16 protein-coding genes and 2 tRNA genes are annotated in these 13,028 nt (G+C 45.2%); 14 read left to right on the top strand and 4 right to left on the bottom strand.

The window, feature by feature from the left end:
- The first annotated feature begins 165 nt into the window (after positions 1-165).
- Positions 166-999, top strand: a complete 834-nt coding sequence (locus QUB35_RS30025; RefSeq protein ID WP_333145294.1) for an HNH endonuclease signature motif containing protein — start codon at positions 166-168, stop codon at positions 997-999.
- Between the two features lie 733 nt (positions 1,000-1,732).
- Here the strand turns inward: QUB35_RS30025 and QUB35_RS30020 are convergent.
- Together QUB35_RS30020 and QUB35_RS30015 are read right to left on the bottom strand one after the other, a co-directional pair.
- Positions 1,733-1,963 (bottom strand): hypothetical protein, encoded by a 231-nt coding sequence (locus tag QUB35_RS30020; RefSeq protein ID WP_333145293.1) that lies wholly within the window; start codon positions 1,961-1,963, stop codon positions 1,733-1,735.
- Between the two features lie 77 nt (positions 1,964-2,040).
- A complete protein-coding gene (locus QUB35_RS30015; protein ID WP_333145292.1) occupies positions 2,041-2,205 on the bottom strand; it encodes a ribbon-helix-helix domain-containing protein in 165 nt (54 codons plus the stop codon).
- Positions 2,206-2,481: 276 nt separating this feature from the next.
- Between QUB35_RS30015 and QUB35_RS30010 the strand changes: the two genes are divergently transcribed.
- The 9 genes from QUB35_RS30010 (at position 2,482) to QUB35_RS29970 (ending at position 8,889) form a co-directional block, all read left to right on the top strand.
- Positions 2,482-2,555 (top strand) — tRNA-Lys (locus QUB35_RS30010).
- A gap of 227 nt (positions 2,556-2,782) precedes the next feature.
- Entirely contained in the window at positions 2,783-3,745 is a 963-nt protein-coding gene (locus tag QUB35_RS30005; RefSeq protein WP_333145291.1) for a GNAT family N-acetyltransferase, read from the top strand.
- A gap of 706 nt (positions 3,746-4,451) precedes the next feature.
- Entirely contained in the window at positions 4,452-4,652 is a 201-nt protein-coding gene (locus tag QUB35_RS30000; protein ID WP_333101629.1) for a hypothetical protein, read from the top strand.
- A 215-nt stretch (positions 4,653-4,867) separates the two neighbouring features.
- A tRNA-Lys gene (locus QUB35_RS29995) sits at positions 4,868-4,940 on the top strand.
- A 130-nt stretch (positions 4,941-5,070) separates the two neighbouring features.
- On the top strand, positions 5,071-5,502 hold the full coding sequence (locus QUB35_RS29990) for a hypothetical protein (RefSeq protein WP_333145290.1): 432 nt from the start codon (positions 5,071-5,073) through the stop codon (positions 5,500-5,502).
- Between the two features lie 365 nt (positions 5,503-5,867).
- On the top strand, positions 5,868-7,307 hold the full coding sequence (locus tag QUB35_RS29985) for a hypothetical protein (RefSeq protein ID WP_333145288.1): 1,440 nt from the start codon (positions 5,868-5,870) through the stop codon (positions 7,305-7,307).
- 101 nt (positions 7,308-7,408) lie between these two features.
- On the top strand, positions 7,409-7,696 hold the full coding sequence (locus QUB35_RS29980; RefSeq protein WP_333145287.1) for a Txe/YoeB family addiction module toxin: 288 nt from the start codon (positions 7,409-7,411) through the stop codon (positions 7,694-7,696).
- A 47-nt stretch (positions 7,697-7,743) separates the two neighbouring features.
- Entirely contained in the window at positions 7,744-8,199 is a 456-nt protein-coding gene (locus tag QUB35_RS29975) for a type II toxin-antitoxin system prevent-host-death family antitoxin (protein ID WP_333145286.1), read from the top strand.
- Between the two features lie 63 nt (positions 8,200-8,262).
- Positions 8,263-8,889: a Uma2 family endonuclease gene (locus QUB35_RS29970; protein ID WP_333145285.1), complete on the top strand. Its 627-nt coding sequence runs from the start codon at positions 8,263-8,265 to the stop codon at positions 8,887-8,889.
- 73 nt (positions 8,890-8,962) lie between these two features.
- Here the strand turns inward: QUB35_RS29970 and QUB35_RS29965 are convergent, their stop codons facing one another.
- The gene (locus tag QUB35_RS29965; RefSeq protein ID WP_333145284.1) at positions 8,963-9,217 is read right to left on the bottom strand and encodes a DUF433 domain-containing protein; all 255 of its coding nucleotides are present in this window, start codon (positions 9,215-9,217) and stop codon (positions 8,963-8,965) included.
- Positions 9,218-9,637: 420 nt separating this feature from the next.
- Here QUB35_RS29965 and QUB35_RS29960 point away from each other — a divergent pair, with 420 nt between their 5' ends.
- Positions 9,638-9,979, top strand: coding sequence for a hypothetical protein (locus QUB35_RS29960; RefSeq protein ID WP_015174354.1), 342 nt, complete (start codon positions 9,638-9,640; stop codon positions 9,977-9,979).
- Between the two features lie 143 nt (positions 9,980-10,122).
- Here the strand turns inward: QUB35_RS29960 and QUB35_RS29955 are convergent, their stop codons facing one another.
- The gene (locus QUB35_RS29955) at positions 10,123-10,515 is read right to left on the bottom strand and encodes a DUF4189 domain-containing protein (protein ID WP_333145283.1); all 393 of its coding nucleotides are present in this window, start codon (positions 10,513-10,515) and stop codon (positions 10,123-10,125) included.
- 136 nt (positions 10,516-10,651) lie between these two features.
- Here QUB35_RS29955 and QUB35_RS29950 point away from each other — a divergent pair, with 136 nt between their 5' ends.
- The 3 genes from QUB35_RS29950 (at position 10,652) to QUB35_RS29940 (ending at position 12,669) form a co-directional block, all read left to right on the top strand.
- Positions 10,652-11,497, top strand: a complete 846-nt coding sequence (locus QUB35_RS29950; protein WP_333145282.1) for a hypothetical protein — start codon at positions 10,652-10,654, stop codon at positions 11,495-11,497.
- Positions 11,498-11,544: 47 nt separating this feature from the next.
- Positions 11,545-12,183 (top strand): ThiF family adenylyltransferase, encoded by a 639-nt coding sequence (locus QUB35_RS29945; RefSeq protein WP_333145281.1) that lies wholly within the window; start codon positions 11,545-11,547, stop codon positions 12,181-12,183.
- Positions 12,184-12,312: 129 nt separating this feature from the next.
- Positions 12,313-12,669: a peptidoglycan-binding domain-containing protein gene (locus QUB35_RS29940; protein ID WP_333145280.1), complete on the top strand. Its 357-nt coding sequence runs from the start codon at positions 12,313-12,315 to the stop codon at positions 12,667-12,669.
- Positions 12,670-13,028 lie beyond the last annotated feature (359 nt).

Genomic DNA, 13,028 nt, shown 5'->3' with positions numbered 1-13,028 from the left:
TCAATTGGTAGAGCGCTTGCTTTGCACGCAAGAGGCCAGGAGTTCGATTCTCCTTGACTCCACTTTCGGTGTCTGAAATCGAAGAGATCGAGACGTTGGTTATTTCAACTAACGACGTACTCATTATCGCGCTATATTGTTTAGTAAAGACTGAAAACACTACAAATGCCTAAAAAATCTAAGTACACCAAGGAGCTTTTAGAGCCCATCGTCAGGGAAAGCATTACGCTTACTGAGGTGCTTAAAAAATTGGGTTTGGGAAAAACAGGAGGGAATCGCAGGAATATTAGTTCGCGTCTTAAAAACTTAGGAATTTCAACTCAACATTTTGTTGGGGCTTCTTGGGCTAAGGGAGAAACTGCTAGTAGTAATCCTGCAATTTGGCAGAATCGAACTAAGAATACATATCCTGATGAGGAGGTATTTGTAGAGTGTTCAACTTATAATGGTGGCCCCAAGTTGACTAAAAGATTAATTCAAAAAGGTTGGGATTATAAATGTAATGAATGCGGGATTGACCAGTGGAGAGATAAGCCCTTAGCTTTGCACTTAGATCGCATCAATGGAGTTCACGATGACAATCGATTAGAAAATCTCAGGTTCTTATGTCCAAATTGCCATCAACAAACAGAAAATTGGGGTAACAAAAATCAAAGAGTAAAGCAGGCAATCGACAACCAAGTATTAGAGACACATATTGCTTCAGAAAATGGGAGGATAAATGATTGTGCCAATGGGAAAAAAGAAATAAAAGTAAGAATGAAGAAATGTGGCTCTCCAAGAATTAACTCCAGAAAAGTTGAGCGTCCTTCTAAAGAGGATTTGCAAAAGCTAGTCTGGGAAAAACCAACTACTCATATAGCTATAGATTTTGGTGTGAGTGACAAAGCAGTGGAGAAATGGTGTAAAGCTTATGACATTGAGAAACCTACTAGGGGTTACTGGGCAAAACAGAGTCGAAATCATACAGGTATGCAATGCCAAAAGGAAAGTAGCTAATTTGCAATTACCGAAATTGTAGTTCGACTCCTATCGATATGCAATGAGAGTTAAGTAAACTGGTAAATTAACTTCAGACTAAATCATAGCATGATTAATAAGGAAGATGCCGCTAAATGGTTGGCAACCCGTCTTGAAAACTGGGGTACAGGTAACTGTAAGGGTTCGATTCCTTCATCTTCCTTTTAATTAACCACCGGAAGTCGAAAAGCGAGACACCGTGCTGATAACGCGGGGATAGGAGGGGCAGTACCTCCTCGGTGGATTGCTTATGATTTTATATATAAATAAGGGAGAATTATGGTTGATTTTTTCACGAGCTTTGCTCTCATATACTGAGAAAAATTATGGGGAGGTCGCCTAAGTGGAATGGCACCGTAAAAACTTTGGAAAAGCGGCTCCCAAAAGGACGATCGGGTTTGTTGAGTAGGGTAAAAAGTTGCTTCGCGACGTTCCCTGGAAACGCAAACTGGCAGCGGGTTGCGGAGGCACTGAAAGGAATTAACAGTCCGAGATGGGGGCAGTTCCCGTCTGCTTGCGGGCAGTAAGGAAGCGCGTTTCCTGAAAGTTGCTGTCGATCGATGCGGGTTCGAGTCCCGTCCTCTCCATTTCAAGGTTCAAGTCCAAATCGAAGAGTTTCAACCCGTGCCCTAACAGTTAAAGCATACATACTCGGCTGTTAACCGACTAAAACCAATGCTTTACGCACTTGCACGGGTTGAACCTCAGAACCTCAGTTGTTCTTGAGGTCTAAATCGCGATCGTAGCTGCCGATTGGCCGCAGTCTGGTCATCAACTGCTTCAGCAAGAAGCCGTTGCTGTTCCAAGCGGTATAAGGAGTAGCCCCTTGTCCCTTCAGGCACAAGGTTTGTCGGGCTTTGTTGTGGCAGATATTTGCCAGCAGGCTGACGACTGACGCTAAGCCGAGTTCATCGACAAGGGCTTCGAGTTCATCTTGAGTCACAAGTACACCTCCAGGGTTGACTATTCCTGAAATATGCCATATAGTACCTTTCAAGGGTACTCACGGTATACTAATAGTTACTTATCCTCAGTTTCGTCCACGAGGTTGTATTCCTTGACGGCCGCCATGACTAGCAGAGTGGACATAGGAACTCCTGTCTGCTGGGAGATTTTTCTCAGTTTTTCGTGCAAACGCTTGGGAACTGTGACTTTAATCACAGCAGTCTCTTCTTTGTCAGCCATTTCAAGCAGTCATGTTTAGTTGACACCAGCTTATCCTCTTTCGGAGTACCGATCGCACCTTGCTGCGATCGTCTGTAGAGATGCGGGCGCAGCGCGATAAAATGGCTGCTGCTGCGAAACTGTACGCTAACAAATAAAAAGGTCGATCGCAAATCTCTAACCAAGGGAGCGATTGGACCTATTGGTTACATTCAGAAGCACCCAGTAACCACACAACTTAATAAAAAAGGTGAAATATGCGAAAATTAAAATATTGTGTTATACTATTCTAGATGCGGGAGTATAGCTCAGTTGGTTAGAGCAGGTGACTCTTAATCTCAAGGTCGAAGGTTCAAGTCCTTCTACTCCCATCCCCAATAACCTACTATTCACAAGGCTTTGAGACTTTAAACTGTCTCTAGTATGTCCCTTTTCGCCCATTTTTCGCTCACGATAGCAGCCAAGGGCGGTAGCGGTTGGATTACAGTGAGTGTTTGCGTTGTCGGATTTTTAATGTCAATCGGCTCATCCGATCGATAAAAGTGCGATCGCCCAAGCTATTTTGAAACTGAATAACAACAGGAAATGGTGATTAGCTATGATGGCAAATCTCTCAGGGCGCTGCTATGCGGGCGATCGCGATTTAGATGCGATCGCCCATTTAATCAATACTTGCGAAGAAGTCGATCGGCTCGATGAAGGCACTTCCATCTCGGAACTACAACAAGAATTTAACGCACCGTCTCTAGACCAAGCCCGCGATATCCGCCTTTGGGAAGATGCGGAGGGAAAATTAATCGGTTTTGCTCAGTTGTCGGTTTCTGTACCGGGGGAAGTAATTGACGGTTGGCTGTGGTTTCGCGTTCACCCAGGTGCGCGCGGAGGCGATGTGGAAGCAGCCGCGATCGCCTGGGGTGAAGTGCGGATGCGCGAGGTGTCTGCGATGCGGGGCGGGCGCGTGAAGCTGCGAACCTACGCTCGCGCTGAGGATTGCGATCGCATTTCTGTGCTGACAAGTTGCGGTTTTAAGGTCGATCGCTATTTTTGCCGCATGGCGCGATCGCTCTCTGAACCGATCCCCGAACCGCACTTCCCCGAAGGTTTCGCGCTGCGTCAGTTCCCCGGCGAACAGGATGCCCCAGCTTGGGTAGAAATGTTCAACCAGTCGTTTATCGATCACTGGAATCATCACGATTTAACAGTGAATAAATTTAAGCACGAGTTAGCTAAACCCGATTACAGAAATGATTTAGACCTGATTGCTGTTGCTGATGACGGCACATTTGTCAGTTTTTGTTACTGCCAGATTAGTGTGCAAGAGTGCGATCGTACCGGGCGCAATGAAGGCTGGATTGCTTGTCTCGGCACTCGGCGCGGCTTCCGCAAAATGGGATTGGGACGAGCGATGTTGCTCGCTGGTTTGCATCGACTCAAAGCTGCCGGTGTGGCTACTGCTATTCTCGGCGTCGATGCTGAAAATTCATCAGGTGCGATGCGACTTTACGAGTCTGCTGGCTTCCACAATATTCGCAACAGCATTTCCTATGTTAAGGATGTTTAATCGATATTTTTTGGTGAAACAACCCGGTTTCTGCCTACCCGTGCATAAGTCCTATCTAATTATGGGCGGGCTCTCCTGCCCAACCCCTACTCCCCACAATCAAATTCACAGGCGGGCAGGATGCCCACCCCACAATCAAATTCATTCTTTGTGGAACAGGCATCTTGCCTGTTCCTGACAATAGTGCGAGATATCCGATCTAAAAAAACTTTTGCTACCCCCTTGACACCTGTGTAGTACCTATGTAGTATATAAATATGGAAAGCGCAGGACAAGCAAAAACCTGTATTTTTCGTGCAAATTCTGAACCTTGACAACTAAATATTGCTCAAAATTTCAACGAAGATCAATTTGAAAGTCTTGTAATATAGACTCGATGGTCATGTTGTTACTTTATACGAGACTGTTCGGTTACAAACTGACTCGGCATGAGTCAGATGTTGTACGAAATCAGTCTAATTTCAACGAATTTGATGCGGATTCAGAACAGACAAGTTCAGCCAGATTTCAATCAACCAAAAAGGCTGAGGAAATCCGCAAAATTAAACAAGCTTATCATTTAGAACGGCGCTTCTTTCAGTAAAGATTATCAGATTTCGTGAATCTTTACCGATACTGGCAATTTGCCAAGTCTTACAAAAAGCCAAAGTCGAGAGCAGATAAGCTACTAATCCAAAATCCACAATTGCTCTAGGAGGTATCGGTAATGGTTCACATTCGTTTTGAAGGACGTTCCTACGATCTGGCCGAAGACCAACTGGGTATCGCGGCAGGAATGAGCGACAAGGCTATTAAGGAACGTCTGGCAAATCATTTTGATGTCAAGGGATCTCGCTTCGAGTCTTACGTTCTGGATCGCCGTCCCAGCGGTGATTTAATTGTTCGGCCAGAAGCTGTTTACGGCTAGAAATTCACTTAAAGCACGTATTAGACAGCGCACCCCAACTAAAGAAGCTTACAAACTAAAAACGTTCCACTTAAAATCGAATAGTAGGTTCAATTCCTACCTTTCGAGAGCGTGAAAAAAAGCTTCTCTGACTTGTGCGCTGCCTTTTATAGCTAAATTTTTTATATCTATCCGACGCTTAAAAGTTCCACTTCGCGCCCCAACAAAGGAAGCTTACATACTAGCTCATTGGTAGAGCAATTCCCTTTTAAGGAACTGGTCGCGGGTTCAACTCCTGCGTATGTGCCAACGGCTTTCTTGACTTGCGCGAAGTGACATTTTAGGCGCTATAAACTCTTGTTGTTAATTCAGGATAATAATTAAGTAATCCTGTTTGTATTGAAGACTTCCGTCCTCAAAAATAAATTGGGTATTAGCCATGAGAAAAAAACTGGCAATTTACCGATCGCCCAAGGAGATAGACAGTCTGATTCATGCCTTCCAAGAAGGCAACCTGTCGCGAAGTCAATGGACGCACGAAGCACATTTAACCGTTGCCCTGTGGTATCTGTGTTATGACTCGGAGCCAGAAGCGATAAATGCGGTGCGGAATGGCATTAAACGTTACAACTCGGCTCAAGGAATTGAAACTACAAAAAACAGCGGGTATCACGAAACACTAACGCTGTTTTGGGTGCGAACTATTCGCCGGTATCTCGCCGATGAAAGCCAAAATCGCTCGATCGTACATCTGGCTAACGGTTTGATTGCAAAATATGCCGATTCCCTACGGGATAGCTCCGCACGCGCGTACTTTACCATTTCGCTATTACACCCAGGATCGCCTGATGTCATGGGAAGCCAGAAATAGCTGGATGGAACCAGATTTGAAGTCACTCGACTCCGAAATAGTCCGCCAGGGATTGAAATCCCTGTCTAATAGCTAAAGTCCTCTGAAGAGGACTAAAGATATTTGTTTTTGTTGGTTTTTAATCACAAAAAATACATTTTTAACCACGCATTTTAGTCCTCTTAAGAGGACTTTAGCTTTGAGCCAGGGATTGAAATTACTGGCTCTAAAGAGGACTAAAAATATTTGTTTTTGTTGGTTTTTAATCACAAAAAATACATTTGTAAACACGCATTTCAGTCCTCTTAAGAGGACTTAAGCTTTGAGCCAGGGATTTCAATCCCTGGCGGACTAAGGCGCAAGGTGCAAAATATTAGGTAACACCAATGAATATGAATACAGTAGAACGCGATTTACGTTTGGAAATGCTCAACAGCCTGCTGACAACTCCTCACCGCCAATTAGAAAAAGTAGCAGAAATCCACAAGTTAATTGTCGAATTAGACCCAATATTTTACGGTCATTTAGCAGTCTGGTATCAGCGTCAAGGCGACGTGCGCGACCACAAGGAAGTTTTTGTCGGAAATTTGCTAACTTCGGCGCTGACGGAACACCGGGATGCCGGGTTTATGATGCTGCAAGAGTTCCCTCCCTACGAAGTTTCGCGGATTGTGGACTTTATGAAGCGGCACCAGAATAAGATGCCTCGCAGCGCGCGCACTGCTGTCACTCGCTATCTGAAATCGCGGGAAAAGAATGCACAGTTTTTCGATCGCGCCGCCCTCCGCAACCGCAAGGCGATGAAGCATTTGTACGCAACGCTGCACGTCAAGCCGAGCGATCGCGCTAATGCTATCCTGTTTAAAGACAATCCGCCGTCCGACTCTCTGGCATTCGTTTTGAAGCAGTTAGCAAAGGCGGCGACACCTGCGGAACAGGCGAATTTGATTGTTGAGTACAAGATTCCATATACGATCGCAGTTGGTGCGATCAGACAGCTAACGCCAACGGTTTTGGCCGCGCTGATTAACTCGATGTCGCCGCAGGAAGTCATCAACAATTTGAAATCGATTCAGTCGCGCGGCGCGATGGATCACGCGGAAGTCAAGCAGTTGATTGACTCGAAGCTGGATGAAGCGGCAAAGTGCGATCGGGTTTCTGCTTACAAAGCAAGTGTTGCGGGCGCGGGCGCGAACTTCGACGCAGCAACGACGGCTAAGCTGGAAGCGGTGACAAACGAACAGGTGAAGAAGCGCGGCAAGATTGCGAAAGCAACGGGTTTGTTGATTGACAAGTCGGGTTCGATGGAAAGTGCGATCGAAGTCGGGAAGCGTCTCGCTGCTTTGATTTCCGGCATTTCCGAGGCTGCACTGTTCGTTTATGCCTTTGACACGATGCCGTATCGAGTGGAAGCAAACGGCAGCGAATTGACAGACTGGGAAGGCGCTTTCAAGCACATTCGCGCTGGCGGCGGCACAAGTTGCGGTTGCGCGGTGGAAGCAATGCGGCTTAAAAAGCAGGTTGTCGAGCAATTCATTATGGTAACAGATGAAGGCGAAAATGCTGCACCTTATTTCGCGGATGCTTATCAGAATTACTGCCGCAGTTTGGGGGTAATTCCTGATGTGGTGATTGTGCGAGTTGGTTCTTGGTGCGAATATGTCCAGAAGCAATTAAAGGACAAACAAGTATCGGTGGAAACCTTTACGTTTGCCGGCGATTACTACTCCTTGCCGAATTTAGTGCCGATGTTGAGTCGTCCTTCGCGGCTGGAATTGTTGATGGAAATTCTGGATACTTCGTTGCCTGTGAGGGATGATAAGTGATATAATTGGGCATGACTCGTCAGTTAAGCTGGCGAGCAATGCTCACCTTATTTTTTCTAGCAGGGAGCATAAAATTGAAAAAATGATTCAGGGTTTGCCAGATGAGTGCTGAGGGTGAGAGCGATCGCGTAGAACGTCAGGCAGTTTTTCAGCCTGAGTTTTTAGAAGACCTAGAATATTGGGTACAAACTGACCGCAAGATGGCGTTACGCTTAATCAAAATGGTCAGAGAAATTCTGCGAGACCCGTTTGAAGGCATTGGCAAGCCGGAACCCCTGAAATACGAGTTGTCGGGCGCGTGGTCGCGTCGCTTGAATAAAGAACATCGTATTGTTTATTTAGTAAGTGATGAGCGTATCAATTTTCTTAAAGGGCGCTATCACTATTAGTAAAGCGAGCAAAGTTGAAACCTTAATTTAGTGGGAGTTAGAATTTTATGTCAACTGAGATTACATATGCTGAAGCTCAAGCAAATTTAGAAAATCTCTGCGACCGCACTGTTGAAACGGGGGAAGTAATAGTTATTACTAGACCTAACGGCAAAAATGCGGTTTTGATGTCTGAGGTCGAATTAGAAAGTTTGCTAGAAACTCTTTATTTGTTGAGATCGCCCGTTAATGCAACTCGTTTGCTGACAGCATTAAAGAGAGCTAAAGCAAGAGTTGTTCAACCTCAGACACTCGATGAAATTTGCAAAAAATTTGGGCTTGATGAAGAGGATGATACTGAGGATAAGGTAGCGATCGCTAGTAACAGCTTACAAACCGATCGCGATCGACAACTGCTAGACAGCATCAATGATGATTATGCAGATGGACTAGATCCCTTACAGCAAGCTATGCTAGGAGGAATGCGTCAGCATCAGCGACAATTCACAGAAACAGAATCGTAATTTTTTAGGTAGATATTTACATCACAATCTTCAACTATACTCTAAACTTGGGAGGAGCTGTTGGTGACTTCAATATTAATCAAAGATTTGGCAAACGAACTAGAGCTTCTTACCGAAGATCCCGTGGAAAGATTTATTACCAGTGGGGTAAGTTGGCAACAGTATGAACAATTACTGACTCAACTGGGAGATAGTCCTTGGTATCGGGTTACTTATTTAGATGAAGTGCTGGAAATTATGTCCCCAAGTCGCCGTCACGATCGAGATAAAACCAATATTGGGATGCTGCTAGAAGCGTATTTTCAAGAAACACGGACTAGGTTTTGGGGATTGGGTTCAACTACCTTCCGCATTCAAGCAAAAAAGGGCGGTACAGAACCGGACGAGTGCTATTGTATCGGTACAGAAAAAGAATTTCCTGATTTGGCGATCGAGGTTGTACTCAGCAGTGGCGGCCTGGACAAGTTAGCAGTTTACAAAAAGCTCGGAATCACAGAGGTTTGGTTCTGGAAAAATCGTCGCTTTGAGGTTTATCATCTTCGGGGAGAGGAATATGAAAAAATGCAGCAAAGCGAGTTGCTGCCGAATTTGGATTTATCAGTGATTGCAGAGTATGTACAACGGCCTGACCCCCTTGAGGCTGTGTTGGAGTTTCGGGAAAGAGTTAGAGAAAATTTAAGGGGAAGCTGAGATTTAATATCGTTCTTTACTACCAAACATCTCCCTCAATATCCTCAAGCAACAACTTTTTACCTTTTTTCAATTATTCTCTAGTTTGATCAATAATTTCTTGTAATTCTGGATTAGCGATGGCTGAGACTAAGTGGGAATCCGCAGCAGCCAAAGCAGCGCGTAACTTTTCCGAAGTCAGTGCGGGATATTTTTCTAACACCTGCTGTTGAGTCCATCCCGCAGCAAAGAGCCCTAGCAAAAATTCTACAGACAATCGAGTTTCTGGCGCTGCTGGTTGACTTGTTGAAGCTTTCGGGTTTGGATGAATGAGCTTTCGCCAGTCCATTGTTTTACTTAAACGATTTGGGAAGATTCCGCCGATTATACTGCATTTGGACACAGTAGAAACACGGGCATCGTTGACTGACTTTGTAACAGTGCCACCGCAGGTCATACCATGTTAGATTTTAGATTTTAGATTTTAGATTGGGAATCACTGATGAATTAAGGGTTTGAAGCTTGGCTAGAGTCGCATTTTTTGGGAACTGGTGTCATTTGGCGATTTTGCCATTAAATTGTTATTACGATCGCAGTACAGCACTTTCTTATAGACTAGAGTAATGGGGTAGGGACGGGGCGAGATCCCTTTTTGCTTCAGTCCGTTTCAATACCAAACCGCGAGCGCACTATATCTCAACCCACTGTCTAACGAACTGTGCAACCCACTGTGCAATCCACAATACAACTACTTTAACTACTTAAAACTATGGGAAAAAAGTCGAAAGCCAAAAAATCCCAGGTCAAAAAATCCAGTTTGCTCTGCCAGCGACTCCAAGAAGCTCTCGATCGAGGCAGTAAAGTTTGGATTAAAACAAATAATAGCAGTTTCGGCGGCATCCCGATTAATTTGTTCGGGGAGTTTGCGGAACTTTTGGTGATAGTTCCCCCTAACGAACAGGCGGAAAATATCGATGCTTACGGACAAGTTACGTGGCTGATTCGACTCTCTGATATTATTGCACTTGCTTACCCTACTGAATACTGGTCTAAAGATAGATTAGAAAGTTTGCTGCCACCAGATGCAGTTACTTCCGAAGTAGGAGATTAACTGCGTAGGGTGTGCATTGCGTACCCTAATTTTAGCTGAGTTGTATTTGGTATGGTGTGCATTGCACACCATACATTTACTATTTTTTAAGCTGTTTTAGCAGCCAACATATACACCTCTGCCACCGATTTTTATCAGTTTAATTAGTTGTTGCAAGCTGAAAGCTGCACTTTACAACTGCCGCCCTCTAGTTCGCTGCAACCGGCGAGAGCTTGAGCTTCTGCTGCGGCTTTATCGTCGCCCCAGCCCGCACCGGCTCCTCCTTTGCCTACTGCGATCGCTCCACAATTATTGCTATTAGAGGTCAGCGCTTCGCAGTCGTTCGCACCTCCGCTTTGTTCATTGCAGACGGCTACTGCTGCGTTTAGTGCTTCTTTCTCTGTAGCATGATCCCAACTAATACCAGTGGCGTCAGAAGTCGGAGAATAAGCAGTAGCTCCATAGCTGTCCTGAGCTTTAGCTACCTGGACTGAGCCAAAAAGAGGAAGTGTCAAAGCTGTGACTACAACCCACTTAGAAAAAAGCTTTTTCAGCATATTTACTTACGATATTTACCAGGTTAAGTTGCGAGGTTCGCTCAATATTAGATTAGGAGATTAAGTCCTGTCAATAGTGTTAAACAATCTTTATATTTCTTTTAAATTAAAAGTGTTTTAGGTAACGAAAAGTAAGATGATGGAGGTCAATTCAGTGGCAGATATCCGCAAAATCCTCAGCCAACTCGCTGCCCAAGAAGGGCAGCTACTCGATACCCAATTCCTGGCTCCATGCGTGCGCGGGGGAAGCGTGCGGGTAAGAGTTAGCTCAATGGTTTATACTTTTCAACCGCAGCCGCGCAACTTTGAAGGATGGGCGATTTTTAGGCCGATTAATGAGGAAATTGCTGCAGTAATTGAGGAGCCGATTTTGCCGCAAGTGGCAGAGTATTTGCAACTGCTCGTACCCGTTCGCTTGCACTTAGCCTGCGTGCTGCAAGGGCAAACGTGGCTGGCTTATCCTGTTAATGAATCTGATGCTAAACAGCGTACTGGTGTTGCGAAACCCGTAGCAGTGCATTTAGTAACTAAAGGTTCGCAGTTTGAGCAGATCGTTGCGCGGTGGGACGGTCATTGTTTGTGGTTTGAAGAGATTGACAGGCGCGCCGATCCGCGGCAGTCTGAGAACTTAAAAGCTGCTTTGAAAAAGTTGATTTTGCCTCAAGAAGTTCGCTTTAAAGGGATGACGCCGGAAATGCGAACTGTTTACGAATTGGTGTCCCGAAATATTAAAGATTTCGATCCGAAAGTGCGGGATCAACAGCGCTTGCAGCGGGCGCTAAAAATGGGTGGCGGTGAATTGCGGGATTTTTGCGATCGCAAACATTATTGGCTGGTTGAATGGACTAGCGGGACTGGAGAACATCACACTTCTGCGATCGCCAAAAATGACTTGACAGTTATGAGTGCTGGCATTTGTCTCAGCGGATTGGACAAAGACTTCGACTTGCAATCATTGGTTGGAGTAGTTGAAGATAGATAGGAAATAATGACTACTGACTACTGACTACTGACTACTGACTACTGACCATGAGCATATTTTTTCACGAACAACTTTACAGAAGTGCCGCAGTGATGTCGCAGATCAAAAATTTCCCGGTAACGGTGTGCGGGGCGGGCGCTTTGGGTGCGAATATTACAGAAAGTCTGGCGAGATCGGGCTTTTGTCAGTTAAAAGTCATCGATCGCGATCGCATCGAGGAACGCAACCTTTCCACTCAACCCTATTATCGATCGGACATCGGCGCATTCAAAGCCAAAATTCTCGCCAACAACCTCTACCGGGCTTTGGGAGTCAGCATTGACGCGCACTCAAAAGAATTGACACCCGCAAATGCCGATCGGCTGCTTGCCAACAGCGCCACAGTCATCGATACTTTTGATAACAGTGTCGGGCGGCAAGCAGTCAAGGATTACTGTGCGAGTGCCTCCCTTCCCTGCGTGCACGTCGGATTAGCTGCCGATTATTCCGAAATAATTTGGAACCAACACTATCGGGTTCCTTCAGCGGCGAATGATGACGTTTGCGATTACCCGCTGGCGCGAAACTTGGTAATGCTGACGGTTGCAGTTGCTTGCGAAGTAATTGTTACCTTTGCTGCTACCAAACAGCAACAAAATTTAACTTGCACGATCGGAGATTTTGCAGTAAAGCCACTTATATTGTAGAATGTCGGTTGACTGTTGCCAGAAACCTGGTCAATCAAGATTGGATGCCCCCATCCTATAAACCCGGTTTCTCACCCTCAAACAATCGTCCAAATTACAAAAAACGCTTGAAAATTTAACAGGGAAAGTATGGCCGGAACACAGACTTTTTATTATTTACTAGCAATTCTCGCTCTATTAGTTTTGACTGGCACAAGTAGAGCCAACTATGCAGCAGGCTCCGCAGTTTGCCACACTGATGATTGCCATCAACCAGCAGTGAAACACCATAAAAGGATTTTAAAATGCGGCTCGAAAGGGCACGATGTGAAGAAACTGCAAAAGTTGTTGAACGCGCGGGGATTGTCCCCACACCCGATCGTAATTGATGGCGTGTTCGGTCCGACAACCGAAGATGCAGTGAAAAGATTTCAGCGACAAGCGGATATTCCTGTAGACGGAGTTGTGGGAGGCAAAACTTGGGACAGACTGTTTGCTAGTTTGTAACTTTAAGCACCGGACAACAAAGGTTCCTAAGTCAGTCGATTTTAGATTTTAGATTTTAGATTTTAGATTTACTCGATAACAGATGAATCTGGAAGCTTAAACTCTGTAATCTAATTTTTTTTCTAGACCCTCGATAGCCTCGGAAAGCAAGTACCTGTGTTTGGGTGGAGTCATCATTGCTAATCATTAATCGCTGCGGTTTGTAGTTGGACAGATAGCGCATTTTGTGCAACTACAGACACAGAAGCTTTAATCAACAATCAATCGCCTACTAGATTGCTAGTCAATCACCCGACACCGATGTCGCTACGCGACCCGCAAGCTACGGAGTACCGATACGGTGTGGGCTTGAAAAAGCC

This window comes from Microcoleus sp. B13-B6 (genome assembly GCF_036705405.1).
Classification (GTDB): Bacteria; Cyanobacteriota; Cyanobacteriia; order Cyanobacteriales; family Microcoleaceae; genus Microcoleus.
The sequence above is the reverse complement of the archived record's forward strand: the minus strand, read 5'-3'. Positions and strand labels throughout refer to the sequence as shown.

Excerpts from the sequence above, each read along its gene's own strand:
- QUB35_RS30025 (WP_333145294.1), top strand. The coding sequence starts at position 166 with ATGCCTAAAAAATCTAAGTACACCAAGGAGCTTTTAGAGCCCATCGTC.
- QUB35_RS30015 (WP_333145292.1), bottom strand. The coding sequence starts at position 2,205 with ATGGCTGACAAAGAAGAGACTGCTGTGATTAAAGTCACAGTTCCCAAG.
- QUB35_RS30005 (WP_333145291.1), top strand. The coding sequence starts at position 2,783 with ATGATGGCAAATCTCTCAGGGCGCTGCTATGCGGGCGATCGCGATTTA.
- QUB35_RS30000 (WP_333101629.1), top strand. The coding sequence starts at position 4,452 with ATGGTTCACATTCGTTTTGAAGGACGTTCCTACGATCTGGCCGAAGAC.
- QUB35_RS29990 (WP_333145290.1), top strand. The coding sequence starts at position 5,071 with ATGAGAAAAAAACTGGCAATTTACCGATCGCCCAAGGAGATAGACAGT.
- QUB35_RS29985 (WP_333145288.1), top strand. The coding sequence starts at position 5,868 with ATGAATATGAATACAGTAGAACGCGATTTACGTTTGGAAATGCTCAAC.
- QUB35_RS29980 (WP_333145287.1), top strand. The coding sequence starts at position 7,409 with ATGAGTGCTGAGGGTGAGAGCGATCGCGTAGAACGTCAGGCAGTTTTT.
- QUB35_RS29975 (WP_333145286.1), top strand. The coding sequence starts at position 7,744 with ATGTCAACTGAGATTACATATGCTGAAGCTCAAGCAAATTTAGAAAAT.
- QUB35_RS29965 (WP_333145284.1), bottom strand. The coding sequence starts at position 9,217 with ATGGACTGGCGAAAGCTCATTCATCCAAACCCGAAAGCTTCAACAAGT.
- QUB35_RS29960 (WP_015174354.1), top strand. The coding sequence starts at position 9,638 with ATGGGAAAAAAGTCGAAAGCCAAAAAATCCCAGGTCAAAAAATCCAGT.
- QUB35_RS29955 (WP_333145283.1), bottom strand. The coding sequence starts at position 10,515 with ATGCTGAAAAAGCTTTTTTCTAAGTGGGTTGTAGTCACAGCTTTGACA.
- QUB35_RS29950 (WP_333145282.1), top strand. The coding sequence starts at position 10,652 with ATGATGGAGGTCAATTCAGTGGCAGATATCCGCAAAATCCTCAGCCAA.
- QUB35_RS29945 (WP_333145281.1), top strand. The coding sequence starts at position 11,545 with ATGAGCATATTTTTTCACGAACAACTTTACAGAAGTGCCGCAGTGATG.
- QUB35_RS29940 (WP_333145280.1), top strand. The coding sequence starts at position 12,313 with ATGGCCGGAACACAGACTTTTTATTATTTACTAGCAATTCTCGCTCTA.